The organism is Streptomyces sp. NPDC005820, from assembly GCF_040630255.1.
Lineage (GTDB): Bacteria > Actinomycetota > Actinomycetes > Streptomycetales > Streptomycetaceae > Streptomyces.
Genome location: NZ_JBEXXE010000028.1, coordinates 61,296 through 80,433, shown reverse-complemented (window position 1 = coordinate 80,433; position 19,138 = coordinate 61,296). Strand labels below are relative to the sequence as shown.

Genomic DNA, 19,138 nt, shown 5'->3' with positions numbered 1-19,138 from the left:
GGCTGAGCGGCGTCAGACCGTCGCCACCACCGCGTACCGCTCGTCCTCCACCGGTCCGCCCCACAGGCGCGGGTCGTCCGAGAGCCGCTCCAGGCGGGTGTGCCCGGCGAGCGGGGTGAGGAGGGTGGTGAGGCGGTCCGCCGGTATGCCGACCGGGGTGACCGTCCCCCAGACGCCCTCCACCAGGACGAGCCGTCCGCCGGGCCGCAGCAGGCTCCGCCAGTGCCGCAGGACGCGGGCGGGGTCGGGCAGGGCCCACAGCACATGCCGGACGAGCACGGTGTCGAAGCGCTGTTCGCCCACCGGGGGCGCCACCGCGTCACCGAGGAGGAACACCGCGTCGCGCCCGGCGAGTTTGGCGCGGGCCCGCTCGATCATGGGCTCGGACAGATCGACCCCGGTGACCCGGTGGCCCTGTTCGGCGGCGAGGAGCGAGAGGCTCCCGGTGCCGCAGCCGAGGTCGAGCAGGTCGCAGGCGCGCCCCGGGAGCCAGCCGAGCAGCCGCTCCGCCCAGGCGGCCCGCACCTCGGGGTCGCGCAGTCCGTGATCCGGTTCCTCGTCGAAGCTCGCCGCCTCCGCGTCCCAGTCGACACGCGCTGAAGTCATTTCGTCACCTTTCCACCCCGTGTGCCCCAGAGTGACACCCGCCACTGACACTCGAATCGTGACACCCGCCACTGACAGAGCGAGGTTCGATGAGGAACCCTCCCGGAAAGGGTCTACCTCCGTGGGATCACGGAACCAGGTAGCTCCGAAGGAGGCAGCCATGCGCCGCACTACTGTGCAGAAGCCCCTGAAGAAGACGGACTCCCGCCGGATCCGGGAAGAGGCGGACGAGCGCCCCGCCGGGCGCCCCGAGGTGCGAAAGGACATCGCGCGCACCTGGTGGCCGGACGGGTGAGACACCCCGCTGCCCCGGTCAGCCGAGCCGCTTGCGGTAGTGGAGCCGGTCGTAGCCGCCGTCGACGCGCCGCCCCACCAGCTCGTAGCCGTACCTCGGGTAGATCTTCTGGTTCTCCCACATCAGCGCGTTCGTGTAGAGCCTGACCTCGGGCAGGCCGAGCGCACGCGCGTGTGCGTCCACGAAGTGCAGCAGCCGCCGCCCGACACCCCTTCCGTGGGCGTCGGGACGGACGGCGATGCTGTCGAGGAACAGATGGTCGGGGAACGCCTCGACGACGACCAGGCCCACCACGGGGTCCCCGGTCACGAACACCTTCCCCGCGGCCACCTCCGCCGCGTGGTCCACCCGCATGGGCAGCGGTACGACGCCGATGCGCTCGATGTAGGGCGTGTACGCCGCGTCGGTGACCGCCTTCACGGCCGTCACGTCGGCCGCCGTGGCGGGCCGGATCTCCTCGCTCGTCATCTCGCTCGTCATGCGGGACACCGTAGCTACCTGATCTGCGCCTCAGCGCTTCCTTAAGGCAGCCCTAAAGATCGCTCCGGGCCTCGCCCGGCAGGCGTTTTCTACGGTTACTTGGTTCCGGCACCCTCGGTCGACAGGACTTCGGGGCCTGACCGGCGGCTCAGGCCGGACAGGCCCCGGCGGGGGACCTCCTGGTCAGCTCAGCGCGGACGCGCAGGTGGTGGGGGTGGCGCGGGCCGGGTCGAGTGCGTTGGCCACTTCGTGGAAGGCGATCCGGTCGAACAGGCCGATCGCCACGTGCTCGGAGAGGTCGAGCGGGCACAGGTCCTGGAGCAGGACGTTGCGCACGTCCGGTCCGCTGAGGTACTGGCTGCGCCAGGGGGTCGCCACCTCGTCGTACTTGGTGGCGACGACCGTGTAGTGGACGCCGGGGACGGTGTCGCCGCCGGCGTTGAGCTTGGCGAGGAAGGCCGAGCCGGGGATCTGGTCGGCGAGGCCGGGGGTGGCGGCGGAGATCAGGTCCTCGGCGCCGGGGAAGTAGGGCAGCAGGTTGGTGAGGCCGCTGAGGGTGGCGCCGTGGTTGTCGGGGGCGAGGCCGACGAGGGCGTTCACCTTGGCGGCTCCGCCGAGGAACTTCAGGTAGTAGCGGGGCATCATGCCGCCCTGGGAGTGGCCGACGAGGTCGGCCTTGGCGGCGCCGGTCGCGGAGAGCACCTTGTCGACGAAGGCGGAGAGCTGTTCGGCCGACTCGTCGATGGGGCCGAGACCGTGGAAGAACGGCACGCCCGGCAGTTGGCCGTAGTCGAGGGAGTAGACGCAGTAGCCCCGGTCCTCGAGGTAGGGGGCGAGGGACAGCCAGTTGTCGATCGAGTTCCCGAGGGTGCCGTGGACCAGGACGACGGGGCGGGGGTGGGCGGCGGAGGGCTTGCAGCTGTAGTCGTTCCAGCCGCTCGACGAGGTCGCGGCGGCGGAGGAGGCGTGGGCGGCGGAGGCGGGGGCCGTGGCGGCAGCGGCTGCCAGCAGCAGTGCGGTGAGGGGTCCGAGCAGGCGCTTCCAGGGCAGCATCGGGTGATCTCCTTGCGGCTCAAGGGAGGTGCGATGGCCTTACGCCCTGTGATCCGGATCACCAGGATGCTGTTCACTCATCAAGTTACGAACGAGTAGCTGATGTGTGAAGTTACGCGTCAGTAAAAACTTCCAGTGGTAGTAAGCGGCGGCCGGGACGGCTGACAATCCGTCACCAGGCGGGCCGGATGGGGCCGTAGGGGGCGATGCGCCGCAACTGATCGCCCAGCACCCGCACTTCACCCTCCCCCAGCACGTCCAGCCACTCCCGCACGACCTCGGCCGCCGCCGCCTCCGCCGCCCGGGTGCACTCCCACCCCCGCCCGGTGAGCACGATCAGCCGGGCCCGGGCGTCGCCGGGATGCACCCGCCGCTCGACATAGCCCTTGCGCACGAGCTCGTCGACGAGCTGACTCGCCGCCTGCTTGGTGAACCCGAGATGGACGGCGAGGTCGGTGACCGTGGCGCCGCCGGGGGCCAGCCGGGCGAAGGCGAAGCCATGGGCGGGCCTGACCCCCTCGAAACCGCGGGCGACGACCCCCTCATGGATGCGCTGGGTCAGCTCACCGGCTGCGGCGAGCAGGGCTGCGGACAGGGCCATGGCCTCGGAGTTGTGCACGGAGGCATTGAAACACCCTTGACGAGATGGTCAAGCAGCTTGACCATAGAGGCGAGTGAAGTAGTCAAGCAGCTTGACCATATCCCCAGGGAGGCCCCCATGCCGATCGTCCGCTCCTCCGAGGCCACCACCCATGAGATCCACGGCGCCCGCTTCGTCTCGTACGCCACCCCCCTCACCGGCAGCAAGGAACTGTGCGCCTGGCGCGGGGAGATTCCCGCCGGGACGAAGGCGCCCGCGCACACCGTCAACCGGGAGGAGATCTTTCATCTGCTCGTCGGCGAGCTGATCGTCACCCTCGACGGCCGGACCGAGCGGATCTCCGCCGGGGACACCCTGATCATCAACCCGGGGGCGACCCTGGCGGTCGAGAATCCGACCGGGCACACCGCGCTGTCGTGGGTCACCACGTCCATCGGGCTGGAGGCCGAGCTGGCCGACGGCTCGCGGATCAGCCCGCCGTGGGCCAACTGACGCGTTCGGCGCCGAGTTCGGCGCGGACCAGCTCCAGCAGCCGGCCCGCCCAGTTGCGACCGCCCTCGGCGCGGGTGTCCCTCCAGTACGGGGACTCCGAGAACCCGGTGTAGACGATCGTCGCGTCCCCGGTGCCGAGCAGGACCTCCGCCGGCCCGGGGTGCTGGGTGAACTTGGCCCGCAGCAGCCCGGCCATCACGGCGAGGCGGATCTTTGGCCAGTCCTCGCGCCGTACGGCCCGGCCGCCCCGTTCCTGGGCCTCGGCGGGGGTGGGGGCGTCCCGGACGGCGAGCCGGTCGGCCTCGTGGGCCGTGGACAGGGCCCAGTAGCCGTGCAGGACGGACGCGTAGGTGTCCCCCGCGTACCGGAGGGGGACCGGGAAGTCGTTGTACAGGGCGAACAGGCCGAGCTTCGCCGGGTGCCCCTTCGGGAAGACCGTCTCATGCAGGACGACCGCCGGGCGGCCCGCCGTGGCCGGATCGTCCGCGTACCGGACGGCCCGCCGCTCCTTCTCCCGCTCGACGCCCTCGTCCCCGCGCGTGAAGTAGTCGAGCGCCCACCGGTGCAGTTCGTCCGTCGCCACCGGACCGTCCCCGTCGACCTGCTCCCCGAGCGCGGTGAGCAGGATCTTCACGGGGCGGTCCTGATGGTCCATGTCCCCGAGGAAGTAGACGCGCCGGTGCGGCGGAATCGCCAGATAGGCCTCCCTGAGCAGCTCCCGGTGGGCCTCGGTGGGCTCCGCGCGGAACACCTCGATCGTGTCCCGGCAGCGCTCGGAGGTCGTCGGCCGCCCCGCCAACTCCGCCATGACGTCGGCGACTTCGAGAAGGAAGTTCTCCGGGGTCAGCGGCTCGGGACAGCGGGCCCGCCAGCGGTTCCCGGGTTCCTCGAAGGGCGGCGCCGCCGGATCCCGTACGGCGATCCGGCCCGAGTCCAGCATCCGCTCCAGGCCGGCCATATCGGCCAGCTCGGAGCAGCCGACCGCACCGTCGGCGTAGACGAACAGATCGTCGACGTAGTACCGGTCCGTCCCCTGGACCCGGCGCCACACATGGGTCCAGGTCCCGCTGATTCTCTCCCCGTCCACGATCCGCCAGGTCGGCCGCCTCCACGTCATCCGGGCACCTTATGTCACCTCGTACCGCGAAGGCCTTCGGTTGTTCACGCCGCCAGCGCCCCCGGGATCACCGCCCCCGGCCCGAACTTGGCCCGCACCCGGTCGGCGACCTCCTCGACCCGGCGGACCTTCTCGTCGGCGGGGTCGAAGGTGAGCTGGTAGGAGGCCTGGTCGGCGGGGCCGAGGGCCTCCGCGCGCAGGACGATCGCCCGGACCCGGGCGCGCTGCAGCCCGAGCGCCTCGTACAGGGAGTACGCCGTCCTCGTCAGGGCCGCCGAGTGCGCGGTCGGTTCCTTGAGGGTGCGGCTGCGGAGGGTGGAGGAGCGGTCGGCGTAGCGCACGGTGAGGGTCAGGGTGCGGCAGACCTTCTCCAGGGCGCGCAGCCGGGCGCCCAGCTCCCCGGCGGCGGACAGCAGGGCCCGGCGGTGCCGGTCGGGGTCCAGCTCGTCGCGGTCGAAGGGCCGTTCGGCGGCCAGGGAGCGGGAGACGGCGTTCGGGACGACCCGGCCCCGGTCGATCCCGCTCGCCTTCTCCCGCAGCTCGCGGCCCGCCTTCGCGCCGACCAGACGCTGAAGGGTGGACAGGGGCGCGGCGGCGACCCGGCCGAGGGTGTCGAGGCCGTACTCGCACAGCGTGCGGGCGGTGGTCGTACCGACGCCGGGCAGCGCGGCGACAGGCCTCTCGGCGAGGAACTCCCGCACCTGGTCCACGCCCTCCGGGACCGTACGGGTCAGCCCCGGCCGGGCGTCCCGCAGCGCCACCCGGGCCAGCATCGGGCCGGGACCGGCTCCGATGACGCAGTCGACGCCGTACAGCGCGAGGGCGCGGACCCGGATCACCGACGCCAGCTCCACGGCGCTGCGCCCGAAGTACCGTTCGGCGCCCCGCAGATCGGCCAGCGCCCCGTCCGGCGGCAGCGCCTCGACGACCGGTGTGAACTCCTCGAGCAGCCCGAGCAGCCCGGGCAGGGCCGCCTCGGCCTCGTACCGCGCAGGCAGCTGGAAACGTACGCAGAGGATGGTCATCCCGCACTCCCCGGACTCTGGTGCCACAACTTCCGTACCGTCGCAGGCCCTTGAGAGGCCTCTTGTCCCGCGGGCCGTAGATCGGCCCACGGATGGAGTTCGTATCCGGTGGGCAGATGGATTCGCCTGCCCCCGGTCGAATCACCGGACCCGGCCGACTCCCCCGCCCCCTCATCCGCCCCCGCCCCCGCTCCCGCCCCCGCCCCTGGCTCCGGCGTAGGCGTCGGCGCCGCGAGCCGTGCCGCCACCTCGTCCAGCCCGCCCTCGGCGCGCAGTGCGACGAGTTCGGCGAGGTTCCAGGCGGCGGAGCCCACCACGCTCAGGCTGCGCGGCCCGCGCCGCTGCACCACTCCGCGCACCAGCAGCAGCCAGGAGTGGAAGACGGTGTGCGCGCAGGCGTCGTGGGAGTCGTCGAAGAAGGCGAGGTCGACCAGGCCCGTGCCGTCGTCCAGGGTGCTGAAGATGACCCGCTTCCCGGATCGGATCGGCGGGGTCTGGGTGGCCGCCTTGGCGCCCGCGACCAGCACGGTCTCCCCGTGCCGCGCCTCGCGCAGCCGCCGCGCCGGGACCACGCCCAGCTCGTCGAGGAAGGTCCGGTGATCGTCCATCAGATGGCGTGAGGCGTCCATGGACAGCACGCCCAGCTCGGCGCTGAGCCGCTCGGCCGGGGACAGGTCCGGCAGCCCGGCGGCGGCGGTCCGCCGCCCGCCCGCCAGGGGGAGTTGACCACCGCCCGCGCCCCGGGCGCCCCGGTGCAGCTCGGCCAGGTGCAGTTGCAGGTCACGCCGGTTGGCGCCGAACTCGTCCAACGCGCCCACCTGCGCCAGCCGCCCGGCGAGCGGCCGGCTCGGACGGGCCCGTTCCCAGAAGTCGAGGAGCGAGGCGTACGGCTGTCCGTCCGCGACCCGTGCCGCCTCGGCCTCGCTGATGCCGTGCACGTCGGAGAGGGCCAGCCGCAGCCCCCAACGCCCGTGCGCACCAGGGGATTCAGACACCAGTTCGATACGGTGGGCGACTCCCGACCGGTTCACGTCCAACGGCAGGATCGGCACCCCGCGCCGCCGCGCGTCCGCCAGCAGCAGCCGCTTCGGGTACATCCCGGGGTCGTGGGTGAGCAGCCCGGCGTAGAAGGCAGCCGGGTGGTGCGCCTTCAGCCACGCCGACTGGTACGTCGGGACGGCGAAGGCGACCGCGTGCGCCTTGCAGAAGCCGTACGAGCCGAAGGCCTCGATGATCTCCCAGGTCCGCCGAATCGTTTCCGCGTCGTAGCCGTTGGCCGTCGCGTGCTGGGCGAACCACACCTTGATCCGCCCCTGCGACTCCGGATCGGACAGCCCGCGCCGCACCCGGTCCGCCTCGCCGCGCCCGCAGCGGGTCATGATCGCGACGATGTCGATGATCTGCTCGTGGAAGACGACGACCCCGTACGTCCCCCTCAGCGGCTCCTCCAGATCGGGGTGCGGGTAACGGACGGGCGCCCGCCCGTGCCGCGCCTCGATGAACGGGCGCACCATGTCGGCGGCGACCGGGCCGGGCCGGAACAGCGAGATGTCGACGACCAGGTCGTCGAACGTGGCCGGCTGGAGCCGCCCGACCAGGTCGCGCTGGCCCGGCGACTCGATCTGGAAGCAGCCCAGCGTCTCGGTGGACCGGATGAGCCGGTACGTCGACGGGTCGCCCGGCGCCACCGCGTCCAGGTCGATCCGCTCCCCCGTCGCCCGCTCCACCTCGGCCACCGCGTGCGCCATCGCCGACTGCATCCGCACGCCCAGCACATCCAGCTTGAGCAGCCCGAGGTCCTCCACGTCGTCCTTGTCGAACTGGGCCATGGGGAACCCCTCGCCGCTGGTCGGCATGACCGGCGTACGGGAGAGCAGGGAGGCGTCGGACAGGAGCACCCCGCACGGGTGCATGGCGATGCCGCGCGGGAGGGCGTCGAGCGCCTCGACCAGCTCCCAGAGCCTGCCGCGACCGCCCATCTCCTCGGCCAGCGCCTTGAGTTCGGGCAGCTCCGCCAGCGCCGCGCGGGCGTCGCGGGCCCGGATGTGCGGGAAGGACTTGGCGATGCGGTCGATGTCGGCGGGGTCCATGGACAGGGCCGCGCCGACGTCCCGGACGGCGTGCCGGACCCGGTACGTCTCCGGCATCGCGACCGTCGCGACCCGCTCGGCGCCGAACCGGCCGATGATCGCCCGGTAGACCTCCAGCCGGCGCGCGGACTCCACGTCGATGTCGATGTCGGGCAGCACGACCCGTTCCTTCGACAGGAAGCGCTCCATCAGCAGCCCGTGCTCGACCGGGTCGGCGTGCGCGATGCCGAGGAGGTGGTTGACGAGGGAGCCCGCGCCGGAGCCGCGCGCGGCGACCCGGATGCCCATGTGCCGTACGTCGTCGACGACCTGGGCGACGGTGAGGAAGTAGGAGGCGAAGCCGTGGTGGGCGATGATGTCCAGCTCGTGGTGCATCCGCTCCCAGTAGGCGCGCCGGCCGGCATAGCCGTACCGCACCATGCCCGCCGTCGCCCGCGAGGCCAGCGCCCGCTGGGCGGTGCGGCGGCCCGCGCCGACGAGATGCGGTTCCGGGAAGTGGACGGTGCCCATGCCGAGGTCGTCCTCGGGGTCGACCAGGCATGCGGCGGCCGTGGCCCGGGTCTGCTCCAGCAACCGGTGGGCGGTGTCCCGCCGGAAGCCCGCGGCCTCCACGATCCGCTCGGCCGCCGCCGCCATGGCGTCCGCGCCCTTCAGCCAGGCCTCGCCCGAGTCGAGTTCCTTGGCCGGGTCGACGGGGACCAGTCGGCGGGCGGCGTCCAGGACGTCGGCGACCGGGCCCTGGCCGGGGTCGGCGTAGCGGACGGCGTTGCTGAGCACCGGGCGGATCCGCTGGTCGGCGGCGAAGCCGACGGTACGGGCGGCCAGCCGCAGGGAGCCCGGTCCGGTGCCTTCGCGGCCGTGCCAGACGGCCTCCAGGCGCAGGGCGTCGCCGTACACCTCGCGCCAGGGGGCGAGGAGCTTCGCGGCCCGGTCCGGGCGTCCGGCGGCCAGGGCGCGGCCGACGTCGGAGGCGGGGCCGAGCAGGACGGTCAGGCCGTCGCCGTGGTTGCCGGTCCAGGGCAGCACCGGGACGTCCCCGTCGGCATGAGCGGCGGTGACGATCCGGCACAGGTCGGCCCAGCCCCGGGCGCCGTCGCGGGCGAGGAAGGTGACGCGAGGGGTCGACTCGTCGATGAAGGCACCGCCGCGCACAGGCGTGCGGCGCCTTTCCCGTCGTACGTCGCTGTCCTGCCGTACGGGCCCGGCGACCGGCAGATCCACGCCGAAGAGCGGGCGCACGCCCGCCTTCGCGCAGGCCTTGGCGAAGCGGACCGTGCCCGCCAGGGTGTCGCGGTCGGTGAGGGCGAGGGCGTCCATGCCCCGTTCGGCGGCGCGCTCGGCCAGCCGCTCCGGGTGCGAGGCCCCGTACCGCAGCGAGAACCCGGAGACGGTGTGCAGATGCGTGAAGCCTGGCACACGCACCTCCCACGATCACGCTTCGAACATCAGTTCCCTAATCCCTCACCCCCACCATAGACCAAATTCCGAACATCTGTACGACCGCCGCTCGGGCGTCCCCCACCTGCGGGAACGCCCGAGTCACCTGCGGAAACGTGGGCAAAAACCACCCACCCGGAGTCAGCCGATCCGGGTGCCCGTCGCCGACAGCGCCTCCGTCACCGGCTGGAAGAACGTCTCCCCGCCGGAGGCGCAGTCGCCGCTGCCGCCGGAGGTCAGACCGACCGCGCCGCTGCCCGAGAAGAGGGAGCCGCCGCTGTCGCCGGGCTCGGCGCAGACGTCGGTCTGGATCAGTCCGTCGACGATGTCGCCGTTGCCGTAGTTCACGGTCGCGTCCAGACCCGTGACCGTGCCCGAGTGGACGTGGGTGGTGGAGCCGCTGCGCGTGACCCGCATGCCCACGGTGGCCTCGGCGGCGCCGGTGATCGGCTGGGCCGAGCCGTCGTAGAGGTCTACCTCGCTGGGGTGGTCGACGTCGGAGGTGTACTTGACCAGGCCGTAGTCGTCGCCCGGGAAGCTGGAGGCCGCGTTGGCGCCGATCACGGTGCCGGAGGAGTCCGACCAGGTGGAGATGGCCTCGGTGCAGTGCCCGGCGGTCAGGAAGTACGGCTCACCGTCCTTGACCACGTTGAAGCCGAGCGAGCAGCGGCCGCCGCCACCGGTGATCGCGTCACCGCCGGCGACGAAGGGTTTGAACTCCCCCTTGGTGCGCCGGAGTTCGGCGGTCCCTCCGAGCCCGTCGACCACCTTGGCGAGCTTCGCCCACACGGCGGCGGAGACCGTGCGGTCGGCGGTGACGACGACCTTGTTGGTGCGCGGGTCGGTCACCCAGGCGGTGCCGGGGACGGCCGCGTCCGCCCTGAGGGCGGTCCGGGCGCCGGCCAGTTCGGCGAGGGAGTTCTCGACGATTCTCGCCCTGGCCCCGGCCGCCTCGACGGTCTTCGCGGCGGCCGCGTCGAGCACGTTCACCACCAGGCTGCGGCTCTTCGCGTCGTAGTAGGTGCCCGCCGTGTCGGCGCCGAGGTCCTCGCCGAGGGTCGAGGCGAGCTTTCCGGCCGCGAAGGCCGTGAGAGCGGCCGGCCGCGGGCCCTTCTCCGGTTCACTGGCGTTCGCGGTCTGGAAGGTGACTCCCGCCGCGACGAGCGCGGCGACACCCGCGCCCGCCATGACCGTCCGTCGCCGGGATATGCGTCGGTGCTGCAACTCGCGTCCTCCTGTGGGGGTCGGCCCGGACGGCTGTGGGGGCCGTACCGCACCGAAGAGTGGCTGGTTGACGAAAAGTCACTCTCCCGAAGGACACAGGGAGCACACAAGGTTGACTCCGGGACGCGCACAGGGTGAGCACTTCACGCCCTTCGCGCCTTCACCACCCCGTTCGTACTGCAAACGCCCCGGGCGCTACTGCTGACCGGTTCCCTGCTCCGGTGCGGATGCGGGTTCCGGTGGGGGTGCGGGTGCGGGTGCCGGTGCGGGCGCGGGTGGGGGTGGGGGTGCGGGCGTCGCGGGCAGTTGCTGCTGTGCCTTCTCCAGGAACCTCAGCAGCTCCACCGGGAACGGCAGCACCAGCGTGGAGTTCTTCTCGGCGGCGACCGCCACCACCGTCTGCAGCAGCCGCAGCTGGAGCGCGGCGGGCTGCTCGGACATCTCGCGGGCCGCCTCCGCGAGCTTCTTGGAGGCCTGGAGCTCGGCGTCGGCGTTGATGACCCGCGCCCGGCGCTCCCGGTCGGCCTCGGCCTGCCGGGCCATGGACCGCTTCATCGTCTCGGGCAGGGAGACGTCCTTGATCTCGACCCGGTCGATGGTGACGCCCCACTCCACGGCCGGGCTGTCGATCATCAACTCCAGCCCCTGGTTGAGCTTTTCGCGGTCGGAGAGCAGATCGTCCAGCTCGCTCTTGCCGATGATGGACCTCAGCGAGGTCTGCGCCATCTGCGAGACGGCGAACCGGTAGTCCTCCACCCGGACCACCGCCTCGGCCGGCGCGGTCACCCTGAAGTAGACGACGGCGTCCACCCGGACCGTCACATTGTCCCGGGTGATGCCCTCCTGGCCCGGCACCGGCATCGTGACGATCTGCATGTTGACCTTACGGAGCCGGTCGACGCCCGGCACGATCAGGGTCAGCCCGGGTCCGCGCACCGCGGGCCGGAGCTTCCCGAGCCGGAAGACCACCCCCCGCTCGTACTGTTTGACGACCCGCGCCGCCGCCATCACGTACACCACTCCGGCGGACACGAGCCCGGCTCCCGCCGCCACCAGCTCCTCGACCATGCCGGCCCCCAGGGGTCCGAAGCGCTTCCCGTAAGTTCCCGTCCCGTTCCCGTCCAGTTCCCGCCCTACGACGGTAACCCCGCCCCCGTACAAGAGGGAGCCCCCGCACGGCGGTTCACGTGCGGGGGCTCGCCGATCCGTGGAGCCGGTCCTGCCGGGCGTACTAGAAGACGCTGACGCCGTACGCGCTCAGGGCCTCCGCCACCGGCTGGAAGAAGGTCGTACCGCCGGAGGTGCAGTTGCCGCTGCCGCCGGAGGTCAGACCGTAGGCGATGCCGCTGGTGGAGTACAGCGGGCCACCGGAGTCGCCGCCCTCGGCGCAGACGTTGGTCTGGATCATGCCGTAGACGATGTCGCCGCTGCCGTAGTTCACGGTGGCGTTCAGCGCGGTGACCCGGCCGCTGTGGATGCCGGTGGTCGAGCCGTCACGGTAGACCGTGGTGCCGACGCTGGGCGTGCCCGAGCTGGTGATGTCCGTGTTGCCCGCGGTGCCGGACTTGGTGACCGAGCTGTTGGTGTAGCGGACCAGCGCGTAGTCGTTGGTCGGGAAGCTGTAGCTGACGTTCGTGCCCAGCGTGGTCGTCTGCCCGGAGTTGGAGTACCAGGTCGAGGCGACCTCGCCGCAGTGACCGGCGGTCAGGAAGTAGTAGGTGCTGCCGCTGACCACGTTGAAGCCGAGCGAGCAGCGGTAGCCGCCGCCGTAGATGGCGTCGCCGCCCGCGATGAGCTTGTTGAACTTGCCGGGGGTGTGCTTGATCGTGAGGGCGCCGGCGTTGCTGCCCGCGGCCTCCTTGATCTGCGCGATCTCGGCGTCGGAGACGGTGCTGTCGACGGTGACGAGAAGGCGGTTGGTCTTGCTGTCGACGGCCCAGGCGGTGCCCGGGACGTCCGCCTGGAGCACGGAGTTGCCCGCGCTCTTCAGCTGGGCGGAGCTGAAGGTGGCGGTGTCCGCCGCGCTCGCGTTGGGGATCGCGATGGCGGCCGCGGCCACGAGTCCGGTGGTGACGGCGATCAGCCGGCTCCGTCTCGAGATACCGCGGGTGGTGGGGGTGGTGCGCTTGATCCTCACGTTTCGTTCCCTCCCAGGGGAAGTCGGGGGCCCGTCGTGTGGGGTCGGGGCCCGTGAGGCGCAGCCAGGATCAGACGTTCGCCCGGATTCCGGACACGCCGTGACCCTGACAAGCGCTGAGGGGGAGTATTCGGCCGAACGGCCGGTCGGCGCAAGGGCGCCTTTCGGCCGTCAGACCTTGAACGAACTACGTGAGTTGAGCCCTCTTCGAGGCCTCTTGCCCCAGCTCAGACCAGGTTGCGCTCCCCTGCCTCGATCTCCACGTCGAGAGTGTTCCCCGGTGGCGGGAAGGGGCAGATGAAAGCGTCGGCGAATGCACACGGAGGCAGTACGGCACGGTTGAAGTCCACCGTCGTGCGCCCCTCGTCGTCGGGGGCACCCGAGTGGAGGAACCGGAACCGGTGGCTGCTCACCCCACTGGTGGAGTCGGCGAACACCGCCCACAGCAAGCCGTCGCCCTGCACGGCCACCCGGAGCGTGTGCTCCCGCCCGTCGAGGGCGAACGTCAGTTCCCCGCCGAGCCCGAGGCCGCGCGTCCGTCCGTCGGCGTTCGGCACCCGCACGGTCCGGTTCCCGTCGTACGGCGTGAAGCGCGCCGGCACCGACCAGCGCGCCTCGTACGGGGTGGCCTCGACGCCCCGGAACAGGCGCCGGGCCTCGGCCCCGGGGTCGAAGTCGCGCACCCCCCAGACCCCCTCCCGCACCAACACGACCAGCCGCCGCTCGCCGTGCGCGACCCGGGCCGCGTCCACCGCTCCCGGGTCGGCGCCGAGCCGGACCGTTCCGCCGAACGGCCCTCCGTCCAGGATCAGCCCATCGGTCCCGGCTGCCGTCAGCACCACCCCGTCCTCCTCGGCCACCCAGACCCCGGGGATGTCCGGAAGCCGACCGTCCGGGAAGTCCTCCAACCAGTGGGTGCCGGTGAGGGCGAGCGGGCCGTAGGGGGCCGCCAGCGTCTCCAGCCGGTGTGCGTGCCACTGCTTCCAGAGGTCCGGCGCGTCCGTCGTCATGTGGTCAGCCTTTCGGTGCGTACTGAGGGGCGGGGCGGGCGAGGCCCAGGTGCTCGCGCAGGGTGCCGCCCGGGTAGAAGGTGCGGAACAGACCGCGGTGCTGGAGCAGCGCGACCGTGCCGTTGACCAGGCGTTCCAGGTCGCGGTGGGGTTCGACGGGGACGAGGTGGAAGCCGTCGGCGGCGTCTTCCCGGTGCCAGGAGGCGATCAGCTCGGCGAGGTCGACGGGGCCGCCGCGGTAGAGCGGGCCCCGGCTGGTCTGCCGGGGGCCGCCCCCACCGTGGCCCGGCTCGGCCGCGTGCTCGCCGTCCCCGAGGTCGGCGAGCAGACTCACCATCACCCGCAGGGAGTCCGGGTCCCGTCCGTACGCGGCGGCCTCGGCGCGCAGGTGTCCGCGTACGGCACGGGCCTGCGCGCAACCCGCCACCCGGACGAGGGCCACCTCGGCGTACCGGGCGGCGGCGGGGCGCGCGGCCGCCTCGGTGGCGTCGACGACCCGTACGGGGTGGCCCTGCGGGGAAATGTTCAGGTCCCCCCATCCGGCCGAACCACCGCCACCCTCGTCGGCCTCCGGGTGGGGGGCGGCCGAGCGGGTCGAGTCCGGGCGGGACCCCGACGGCGGGCGGGGCGACTCCGGGCGGGGCTCGGCCGGGCGGGTCGAGTCGGGACGGGACCCCGACGGCGGGCGGGGCGCGACCGGGCGGCGCTCGGCCGGGTGGGACGCGTCCGGACGGGACCCCGACGGCGGGCGGGGCGACTCCGGGCGGAGCGCGTCCGGACGGGACCATAGCGGGCCGGACCCCGACAGCGGGCTCGACCCCGACAGCCTGCCGGCCCCTGACAGCGGGCCGGACCCGGACACCGGGCCGGACCCCGACAGCGGGCCGGACCCCGACAGCCTGCGGGCCCCGGACAGCCTGCGGGCCCCGGACAGCCGGCGGTTCTCTGACAGGGCCTCATCCGGAGAGACGTCGATCCGCAGGCCGGCCCGGCCGCGGCTGAGCCGGTCGAGGGCGGCGACGGCAGCCGCCGCGGCGTGGGGCTCGCCGAACCCGGCCACCAGTCCGACGCGGCGCGTGGCCGACGCCACCCGGGTGAGCACGGCCCACGCGTCGAGCCCGGGCCGGCCGGGGAGGTCGTCCAGCGTCACGAAGTCCAGCCCGCCGCGCTCGGCGAGCCGGGCCAGCTCCACGTAGGGGGCGGCCTCGTCCACCCCGGGCAGGTCGACGGCGGCGGCCAGATGCAGCAGTCCCATGGCTCACCGCGCCTTCGACGGCAACGGCCCCGGGCCTGGGCTCCGGTGCGCGGACCTGATGTCGACCCTGACGGTCATCGTGAGCATCCTTTGCCGGGCCGGAAGGGGGCTCGGGCGGCGGCGTCGGCGCCGAGGTCCCGCAGGAACACCAGGGCGGCGCGCGCGGTGGCGTCGTTCTGCCGGAACGCGGGACCGCCCGTGCGGGGGCGGGTGAACGCGCCGGGGGTACGTCCGTCGGTGTGCGGGCCGAGCGCGAAGCGCCGCGGATGCGGCCGGCCGGCCCGGTCCAGGACCCGCCCGTCGAGCCGGTCCACCCGCAGCAGTCCGTCGGCCGTCTCCCCGGCGCCCCCGGCGTGCAGGTCGCGCAGCAGCGGGTCGAGGGCCCGCCGCAGGGTCGGCTCGGGCAGCCGGGCCTCCACCAGCGCGCGTGCCTCGACGGAGAACCCGGGCACGGTCGGACTGGACGCCCGGAACACCCCGTCCTCGGCGTGTACGGCCATGTCGGCGCCGACGAACTTCAGCACTCCCGCCCGGGAGAGCGCGAGGAGCTGCCGCAGCCGGGGCCCGGGCGGCCCGGAGGCGAGATAGCTGAAGAACCCGTGCCACCAGGACCCGATGTCCCCGAGCCGCACGAGCTGCCCGTAGACCGACAGCAGCCCGAGGAACACGGACAGATCGGCACTGTGCTCAGGGTTGTGCCGGCGGCTCAGATCGTCCTCGACGTACCGTCGCAGACCGTCCTGGAACTCCTCGTGCGAGGCGTACCGCACCCCGTCCAGCGGCCGGTCGAGCGCGGCGAGGTCGAGCCGGTCGGCGGGATCGGGGACGGCGGAGGCGACGAGGGCCTCCCGTTCGGCCTCCCCGGAGGCGGCCGCGTACTTCTCCTCGAAGTCCGTCCAGGCGATCGCGGTCCGCTCGGGGTGGGCGGCGAACAGCCGGTGGTAGTGGGCGAAGCCCAGCTCCTTCTCCACCAGCGGCCACACGTCCCGCCGGAAGTCGAACCCCCCGGGCCGGGCGAGGAGTTCGTCGGTCTGGGCGGGTCCGAGGAACCTGGGCAGCGGGGGCCGCTCGCCGGTCCAGTCGTAGCCGATCTTCGAGCGGTACGGCACTCCGCGCCGCGACCCGACGTACAGCACCGGCTCCCGCCCCGAGGGCACATAGGTGTCCCCCTCGTACCGTCCGCCGCGCCCTTCGGTGAGCAGCACCATCAGGTCGACGAAGGCGAGCCCGAAGCCGCGCACCAGGACGGGTTCGCCGGGCCGGAGCGCGGACAGATCGCTGTCGGCGGTGAAGTCGGGCGGCAGATGGACGAGCCCGTGCTCATCGGCGTACGAGGCCAACTCCCGCTGCTCGACGTCGAGTTCGGCGTCGAGGTGGCCGAGGGCCAGGACGACGAGGTCGGCGGGCAGCGGCCGGGACCGCCCCTCCAGCCAGACCTGCTGACGTCCCTCGCGCGGACCGCTCACCCGCAGCGCGCGCCGGGGGTGGTGGTGGACGGTGACCTTCTCCGGCAGGGCGGCGACGGCCTGTTCGTGCACCCAGCTCAGATAGGCGCCCTGGAGCTGTCGGTCGGCGAAGAGCCGCCCGTCGACGCCGGCCCACTCGTGCAGGGTGGGCCCCGGCCGCACCGGCCCGTCCATGACCACGGTCTCGTCGGTGAACATGGTGACGTCCTCGGCGTGCGAGTTCATCCACAGCAGCGGTGACTGGGCGGCCCGCCAGATCCGTCCGGCGCCCGGCGGATGCGGGTCGACGAGATGGATGTCGAGGCCCGAACCGGCGTACAGCTCGGGCGCGTTGGCGGCGATCCGTTCGATCAGACCGGTCCCGCGCGGCCCGGCCCCGACGATCACGAGGGACGGTCTGAGGTCCGGGGCGGCCGGGGTGGGGGCAAGGGTGTCGGAAGACATGCGAAGGCTCCGTGACGCATCGGTCGAACACGGTGGAGTGCCTTCACACGGCAAGAGCTACGGCCGAGCCCCTCAGCAGGGCCGTACAGCGAGAGTACGGCGGTGTTTCCCCTCACTGTCAAGGCTGTCCGAACTGTGAGCCGTACGTCTCATGTCGGTTGACGGGTAACCGGAGACCTGTTCCACTTGGCCCATGCATCCGCAGCAGTGGCTGGTCACCCGCTCCCACATCGACTTCGGTCGCGTGTGGTCCTGTTCCTGTTGAGCTGACCCCATGCGCGCCGGGGACGCTTCCGCGTGCCCCCTTCAAGCCTTCACACCCCTCCCCTCGCTTCACACGCGCGCTCACCCCCACCCCGCCCAGGGCGCGGGGAACTGCGCGATCAACCACCCACCACCCGCACCCGCCGTACGTCCGCGCCCGTACGGCGATTCAGCGCACCCCGGAAGAAGCCCGCACCCCGATCACCCGGTCCATCAGCACGCCCAGAACATCCCGCACGGACCCCCGCTGCCGAGCGTCGCACTCCAGCACCGGCACATCGGGGTCCAGCCCCAACACCCCCCGCACCTCCTCCAACTCGCACCGCTCGGCCCCGTCGAACCGGTTGACCGCCAGAACGAACGGCGCTTCCTGGGCCTCGAAGTAGTCGACAGCCGGAAAGCACTCCTCGAGCCGGCGCGTGTCCGCGAGGACGACCGTCCCGAGGGCGCCCTCCACCAGGTCGTCCCACAGGAACGAGAACCGCCCCTGCCCGGGCGTCCCGAACAGATACAGCGCGATGGCCGGATCGAGGGTGATCCGCCCGAAGTCGAGCGCGACGGTGGTCCTGGTCTTGGTCTCCACCCCTTCCAGGGAGTCGACCCCCACCGACACCTGGGTGATCGCCGCCTCGGTGTCGAGGGGTTCGATCTCGGAAACGGCCCCGATGAAGGTCGTCTTGCCGACCCCGAGCCCCCCGCTCACCACGATCTTCACGGCAAGCGGCACGGTTTTCTCTGAGCGCCCGGGCATGATCTGTGATCCTTTCGAGCTTCCGTGTCTCGACAGGAGATACGTCCCGGAGGTGCTCGGCGCTCACCGTGACCCCCCTCACACCGCCCCGGGCGCACGGCGGGTGACCGTGTGTCAGCAGGAGCAGTCGCAGCCGCAGCAGTCGCACCCGTCGCAGCAGTCGCAGTTGCAGCAGTCACCGCACCCGCAGTCACAGTTCCCGCAGTCACAGTTGGAGCAGCAGCCCTCGTGCTTCTTCCGCGACCACGGCCCCTCGAACTCGTCGGCACAGCACACCTGGCAGGTGCAGAACAGTCCGAGGGCGACGGCACACCCGGCGAGCAGCCCCCGCGGCTGCTTGGGCGGCGCGGGCATCTGCGGCGGGGGCCCGAACGCGGCCCGGCCCTCCTGCGCGGCCCCCGGATGCGGGTGCCCGCACGAGGACGTCCCGAACGCCCGGTCCACCGACCGCTCCAGCTCGTGCGCGAGCAGCAGATGCGCCAGCCGTCCCTCGCTGAACTCGACGTCCTTGAGGGCGAGCCGGATCCCGTGCAGGGCGTCGTCCGCGAGCCGCCGGGCCTCGGTGAGCGGGGTCCCGGTGGCCGTGAGCGGGTTCCAGGCGCCGGCCCGCGCGTCGGCGTCCCGGTCCTCGACGGCGTCGAGCAGATGCGCGAGCCGCCCGAAGAGCCGCCCGGCCTCGGCGAGCGGGACGGCGTTGCCCGGCCGGCCCGCGAGGACCGCGGTGTGCGCGAAGGCGGCGGCCGTGGCGGTCTCGGTCGGTTCGGTGACGGTCAGCAGCGGAGTGCCGGGCCCGGCCAGCGCCTCCAGCCCGATCTGCCGGTCCACGGCGTCCACCAGGACCGCCGTGTCGAAGCCGACCGCGGCGCCGCCGCGCTCCCCGGCCCGTCCCCAGCTCCTGGCGACCCGGCGGGCGGCGACGGCGACCGGACGCCGGGCCAGCAGTCCGTCCCCGTCGGCGACATGGTCGCGCACCTTGGCCGAGGCGAGCACCAGCGAGACGGCCGCCGCGAGCCGCGCCCCCTCGCCCTGGGCGACGGAGGCGGTGCGCATCCCGCGCAACGGGCACGGGCCGGCCGTACGCCGCCGGCCGGCGGCCTTCTCGGCCTGAGCCTCCGTCAGGACCGAGATGAGCAGCCCGTCGTAGTTGGTGACGACCCGGGCGAACTGGCCGTGATCGCCGCGCAGCGCGAGACACAGTCCGCACAGATGCGCCATCCACTGGCTCTTGAGCCGCTCACCGAGCCGATGGCTGCACGGTCTGACGATTCCGAACATGACAACCCCCGTGGTCCGCAGTCCGTGTTCCCCTGCCCTGAGAGCGGGGCCTTTAAGACATTGAGCTGCCGCATGCTATCGGCCGATAATCGACGTTGAACGCTCTGCCCCGTTCA

General features: G+C 72.6%; 17 protein-coding genes. 2 read left to right on the top strand and 15 right to left on the bottom strand.

The window, feature by feature from the left end; genetic code table 11:
* Positions 1–12: 12 nt before the first annotated feature.
* A complete protein-coding gene (locus tag ABZ464_RS31160) occupies positions 13–606 on the bottom strand; it encodes a class I SAM-dependent methyltransferase (RefSeq protein ID WP_359282225.1) in 594 nt (197 codons plus the stop codon).
* A 160-nt stretch (positions 607–766) separates the two neighbouring features.
* Between ABZ464_RS31160 and ABZ464_RS31155 the strand changes: the two genes are divergently transcribed.
* Positions 767–901, top strand: coding sequence for a hypothetical protein (locus tag ABZ464_RS31155; protein ID WP_133913577.1), 135 nt, complete (start codon positions 767–769; stop codon positions 899–901).
* 18 nt (positions 902–919) lie between these two features.
* On the opposite strand, the gene ABZ464_RS31150 is transcribed toward ABZ464_RS31155, so the two are convergent.
* The 3 genes from ABZ464_RS31150 to ABZ464_RS31140 all read right to left on the bottom strand — a co-directional run bounded on the left by ABZ464_RS31150 (position 920) and on the right by ABZ464_RS31140 (position 3,053).
* Positions 920–1,369, bottom strand: coding sequence for a GNAT family N-acetyltransferase (locus ABZ464_RS31150; protein ID WP_359282384.1), 450 nt, complete (start codon positions 1,367–1,369; stop codon positions 920–922).
* 195 nt (positions 1,370–1,564) lie between these two features.
* Positions 1,565–2,434 (bottom strand): alpha/beta fold hydrolase, encoded by an 870-nt coding sequence (locus ABZ464_RS31145; protein WP_359282222.1) that lies wholly within the window; start codon positions 2,432–2,434, stop codon positions 1,565–1,567.
* 172 nt (positions 2,435–2,606) lie between these two features.
* Positions 2,607–3,053, bottom strand: a complete 447-nt coding sequence (locus ABZ464_RS31140) for a MarR family transcriptional regulator (RefSeq protein ID WP_359282220.1) — start codon at positions 3,051–3,053, stop codon at positions 2,607–2,609.
* Between the two features lie 99 nt (positions 3,054–3,152).
* Here ABZ464_RS31140 and ABZ464_RS31135 point away from each other — a divergent pair, with 99 nt between their 5' ends.
* On the top strand, positions 3,153–3,527 hold the full coding sequence (locus tag ABZ464_RS31135) for a cupin domain-containing protein (RefSeq protein ID WP_359282219.1): 375 nt from the start codon (positions 3,153–3,155) through the stop codon (positions 3,525–3,527).
* Here ABZ464_RS31135 and ABZ464_RS31130 read toward each other — a convergent pair.
* The 11 genes from ABZ464_RS31130 to ABZ464_RS31080 form a co-directional block, all read right to left on the bottom strand.
* Positions 3,505–4,644 (bottom strand): NADAR family protein, encoded by a 1,140-nt coding sequence (locus ABZ464_RS31130; RefSeq protein ID WP_359282216.1) that lies wholly within the window; start codon positions 4,642–4,644, stop codon positions 3,505–3,507. The genes ABZ464_RS31135 and ABZ464_RS31130 overlap by 23 nt on opposite strands.
* Positions 4,645–4,688: 44 nt before the next feature.
* Positions 4,689–5,669 (bottom strand): hypothetical protein, encoded by a 981-nt coding sequence (locus ABZ464_RS31125; protein WP_359282213.1) that lies wholly within the window; start codon positions 5,667–5,669, stop codon positions 4,689–4,691.
* Complete coding sequence (gene dnaE / locus ABZ464_RS31120) at positions 5,666–9,175, bottom strand: DNA polymerase III subunit alpha (RefSeq protein ID WP_359282211.1); 3,510 nt, start codon at positions 9,173–9,175, stop codon at positions 5,666–5,668. Before dnaE ends, ABZ464_RS31125 begins: the two co-directional genes overlap by 4 nt.
* Positions 9,176–9,337: 162 nt before the next feature.
* The gene (locus ABZ464_RS31115; RefSeq protein WP_359282382.1) at positions 9,338–10,384 is read right to left on the bottom strand and encodes a S1 family peptidase; all 1,047 of its coding nucleotides are present in this window, start codon (positions 10,382–10,384) and stop codon (positions 9,338–9,340) included.
* A gap of 231 nt (positions 10,385–10,615) precedes the next feature.
* Positions 10,616–11,488 carry a slipin family protein gene (locus ABZ464_RS31110; RefSeq protein WP_359282209.1) on the bottom strand — a complete coding sequence of 291 codons (873 nt, stop codon included), beginning with the start codon at positions 11,486–11,488 and terminating at the stop codon, positions 10,616–10,618.
* Positions 11,489–11,651: 163 nt separating this feature from the next.
* The gene (locus ABZ464_RS31105) at positions 11,652–12,557 is read right to left on the bottom strand and encodes a S1 family peptidase (protein ID WP_359282207.1); all 906 of its coding nucleotides are present in this window, start codon (positions 12,555–12,557) and stop codon (positions 11,652–11,654) included.
* 227 nt (positions 12,558–12,784) lie between these two features.
* On the bottom strand, positions 12,785–13,567 hold the full coding sequence (locus tag ABZ464_RS31100; protein WP_359282205.1) for a DUF1684 domain-containing protein: 783 nt from the start codon (positions 13,565–13,567) through the stop codon (positions 12,785–12,787).
* A 4-nt stretch (positions 13,568–13,571) separates the two neighbouring features.
* A complete protein-coding gene (locus ABZ464_RS31095) occupies positions 13,572–14,822 on the bottom strand; it encodes an LLM class flavin-dependent oxidoreductase (RefSeq protein WP_359282203.1) in 1,251 nt (416 codons plus the stop codon).
* Positions 14,823–14,896: 74 nt separating this feature from the next.
* The gene (locus tag ABZ464_RS31090; protein WP_359282201.1) at positions 14,897–16,732 is read right to left on the bottom strand and encodes an FAD/NAD(P)-binding protein; all 1,836 of its coding nucleotides are present in this window, start codon (positions 16,730–16,732) and stop codon (positions 14,897–14,899) included.
* Positions 16,733–17,165: 433 nt separating this feature from the next.
* The gene (locus ABZ464_RS31085; protein ID WP_359282198.1) at positions 17,166–17,747 is read right to left on the bottom strand and encodes an ATP/GTP-binding protein; all 582 of its coding nucleotides are present in this window, start codon (positions 17,745–17,747) and stop codon (positions 17,166–17,168) included.
* Positions 17,748–17,861: 114 nt separating this feature from the next.
* Positions 17,862–19,022 (bottom strand): DUF5685 family protein, encoded by a 1,161-nt coding sequence (locus ABZ464_RS31080; RefSeq protein ID WP_359282195.1) that lies wholly within the window; start codon positions 19,020–19,022, stop codon positions 17,862–17,864.
* Between the last annotated feature and the right edge of the window lie 116 nt (positions 19,023–19,138).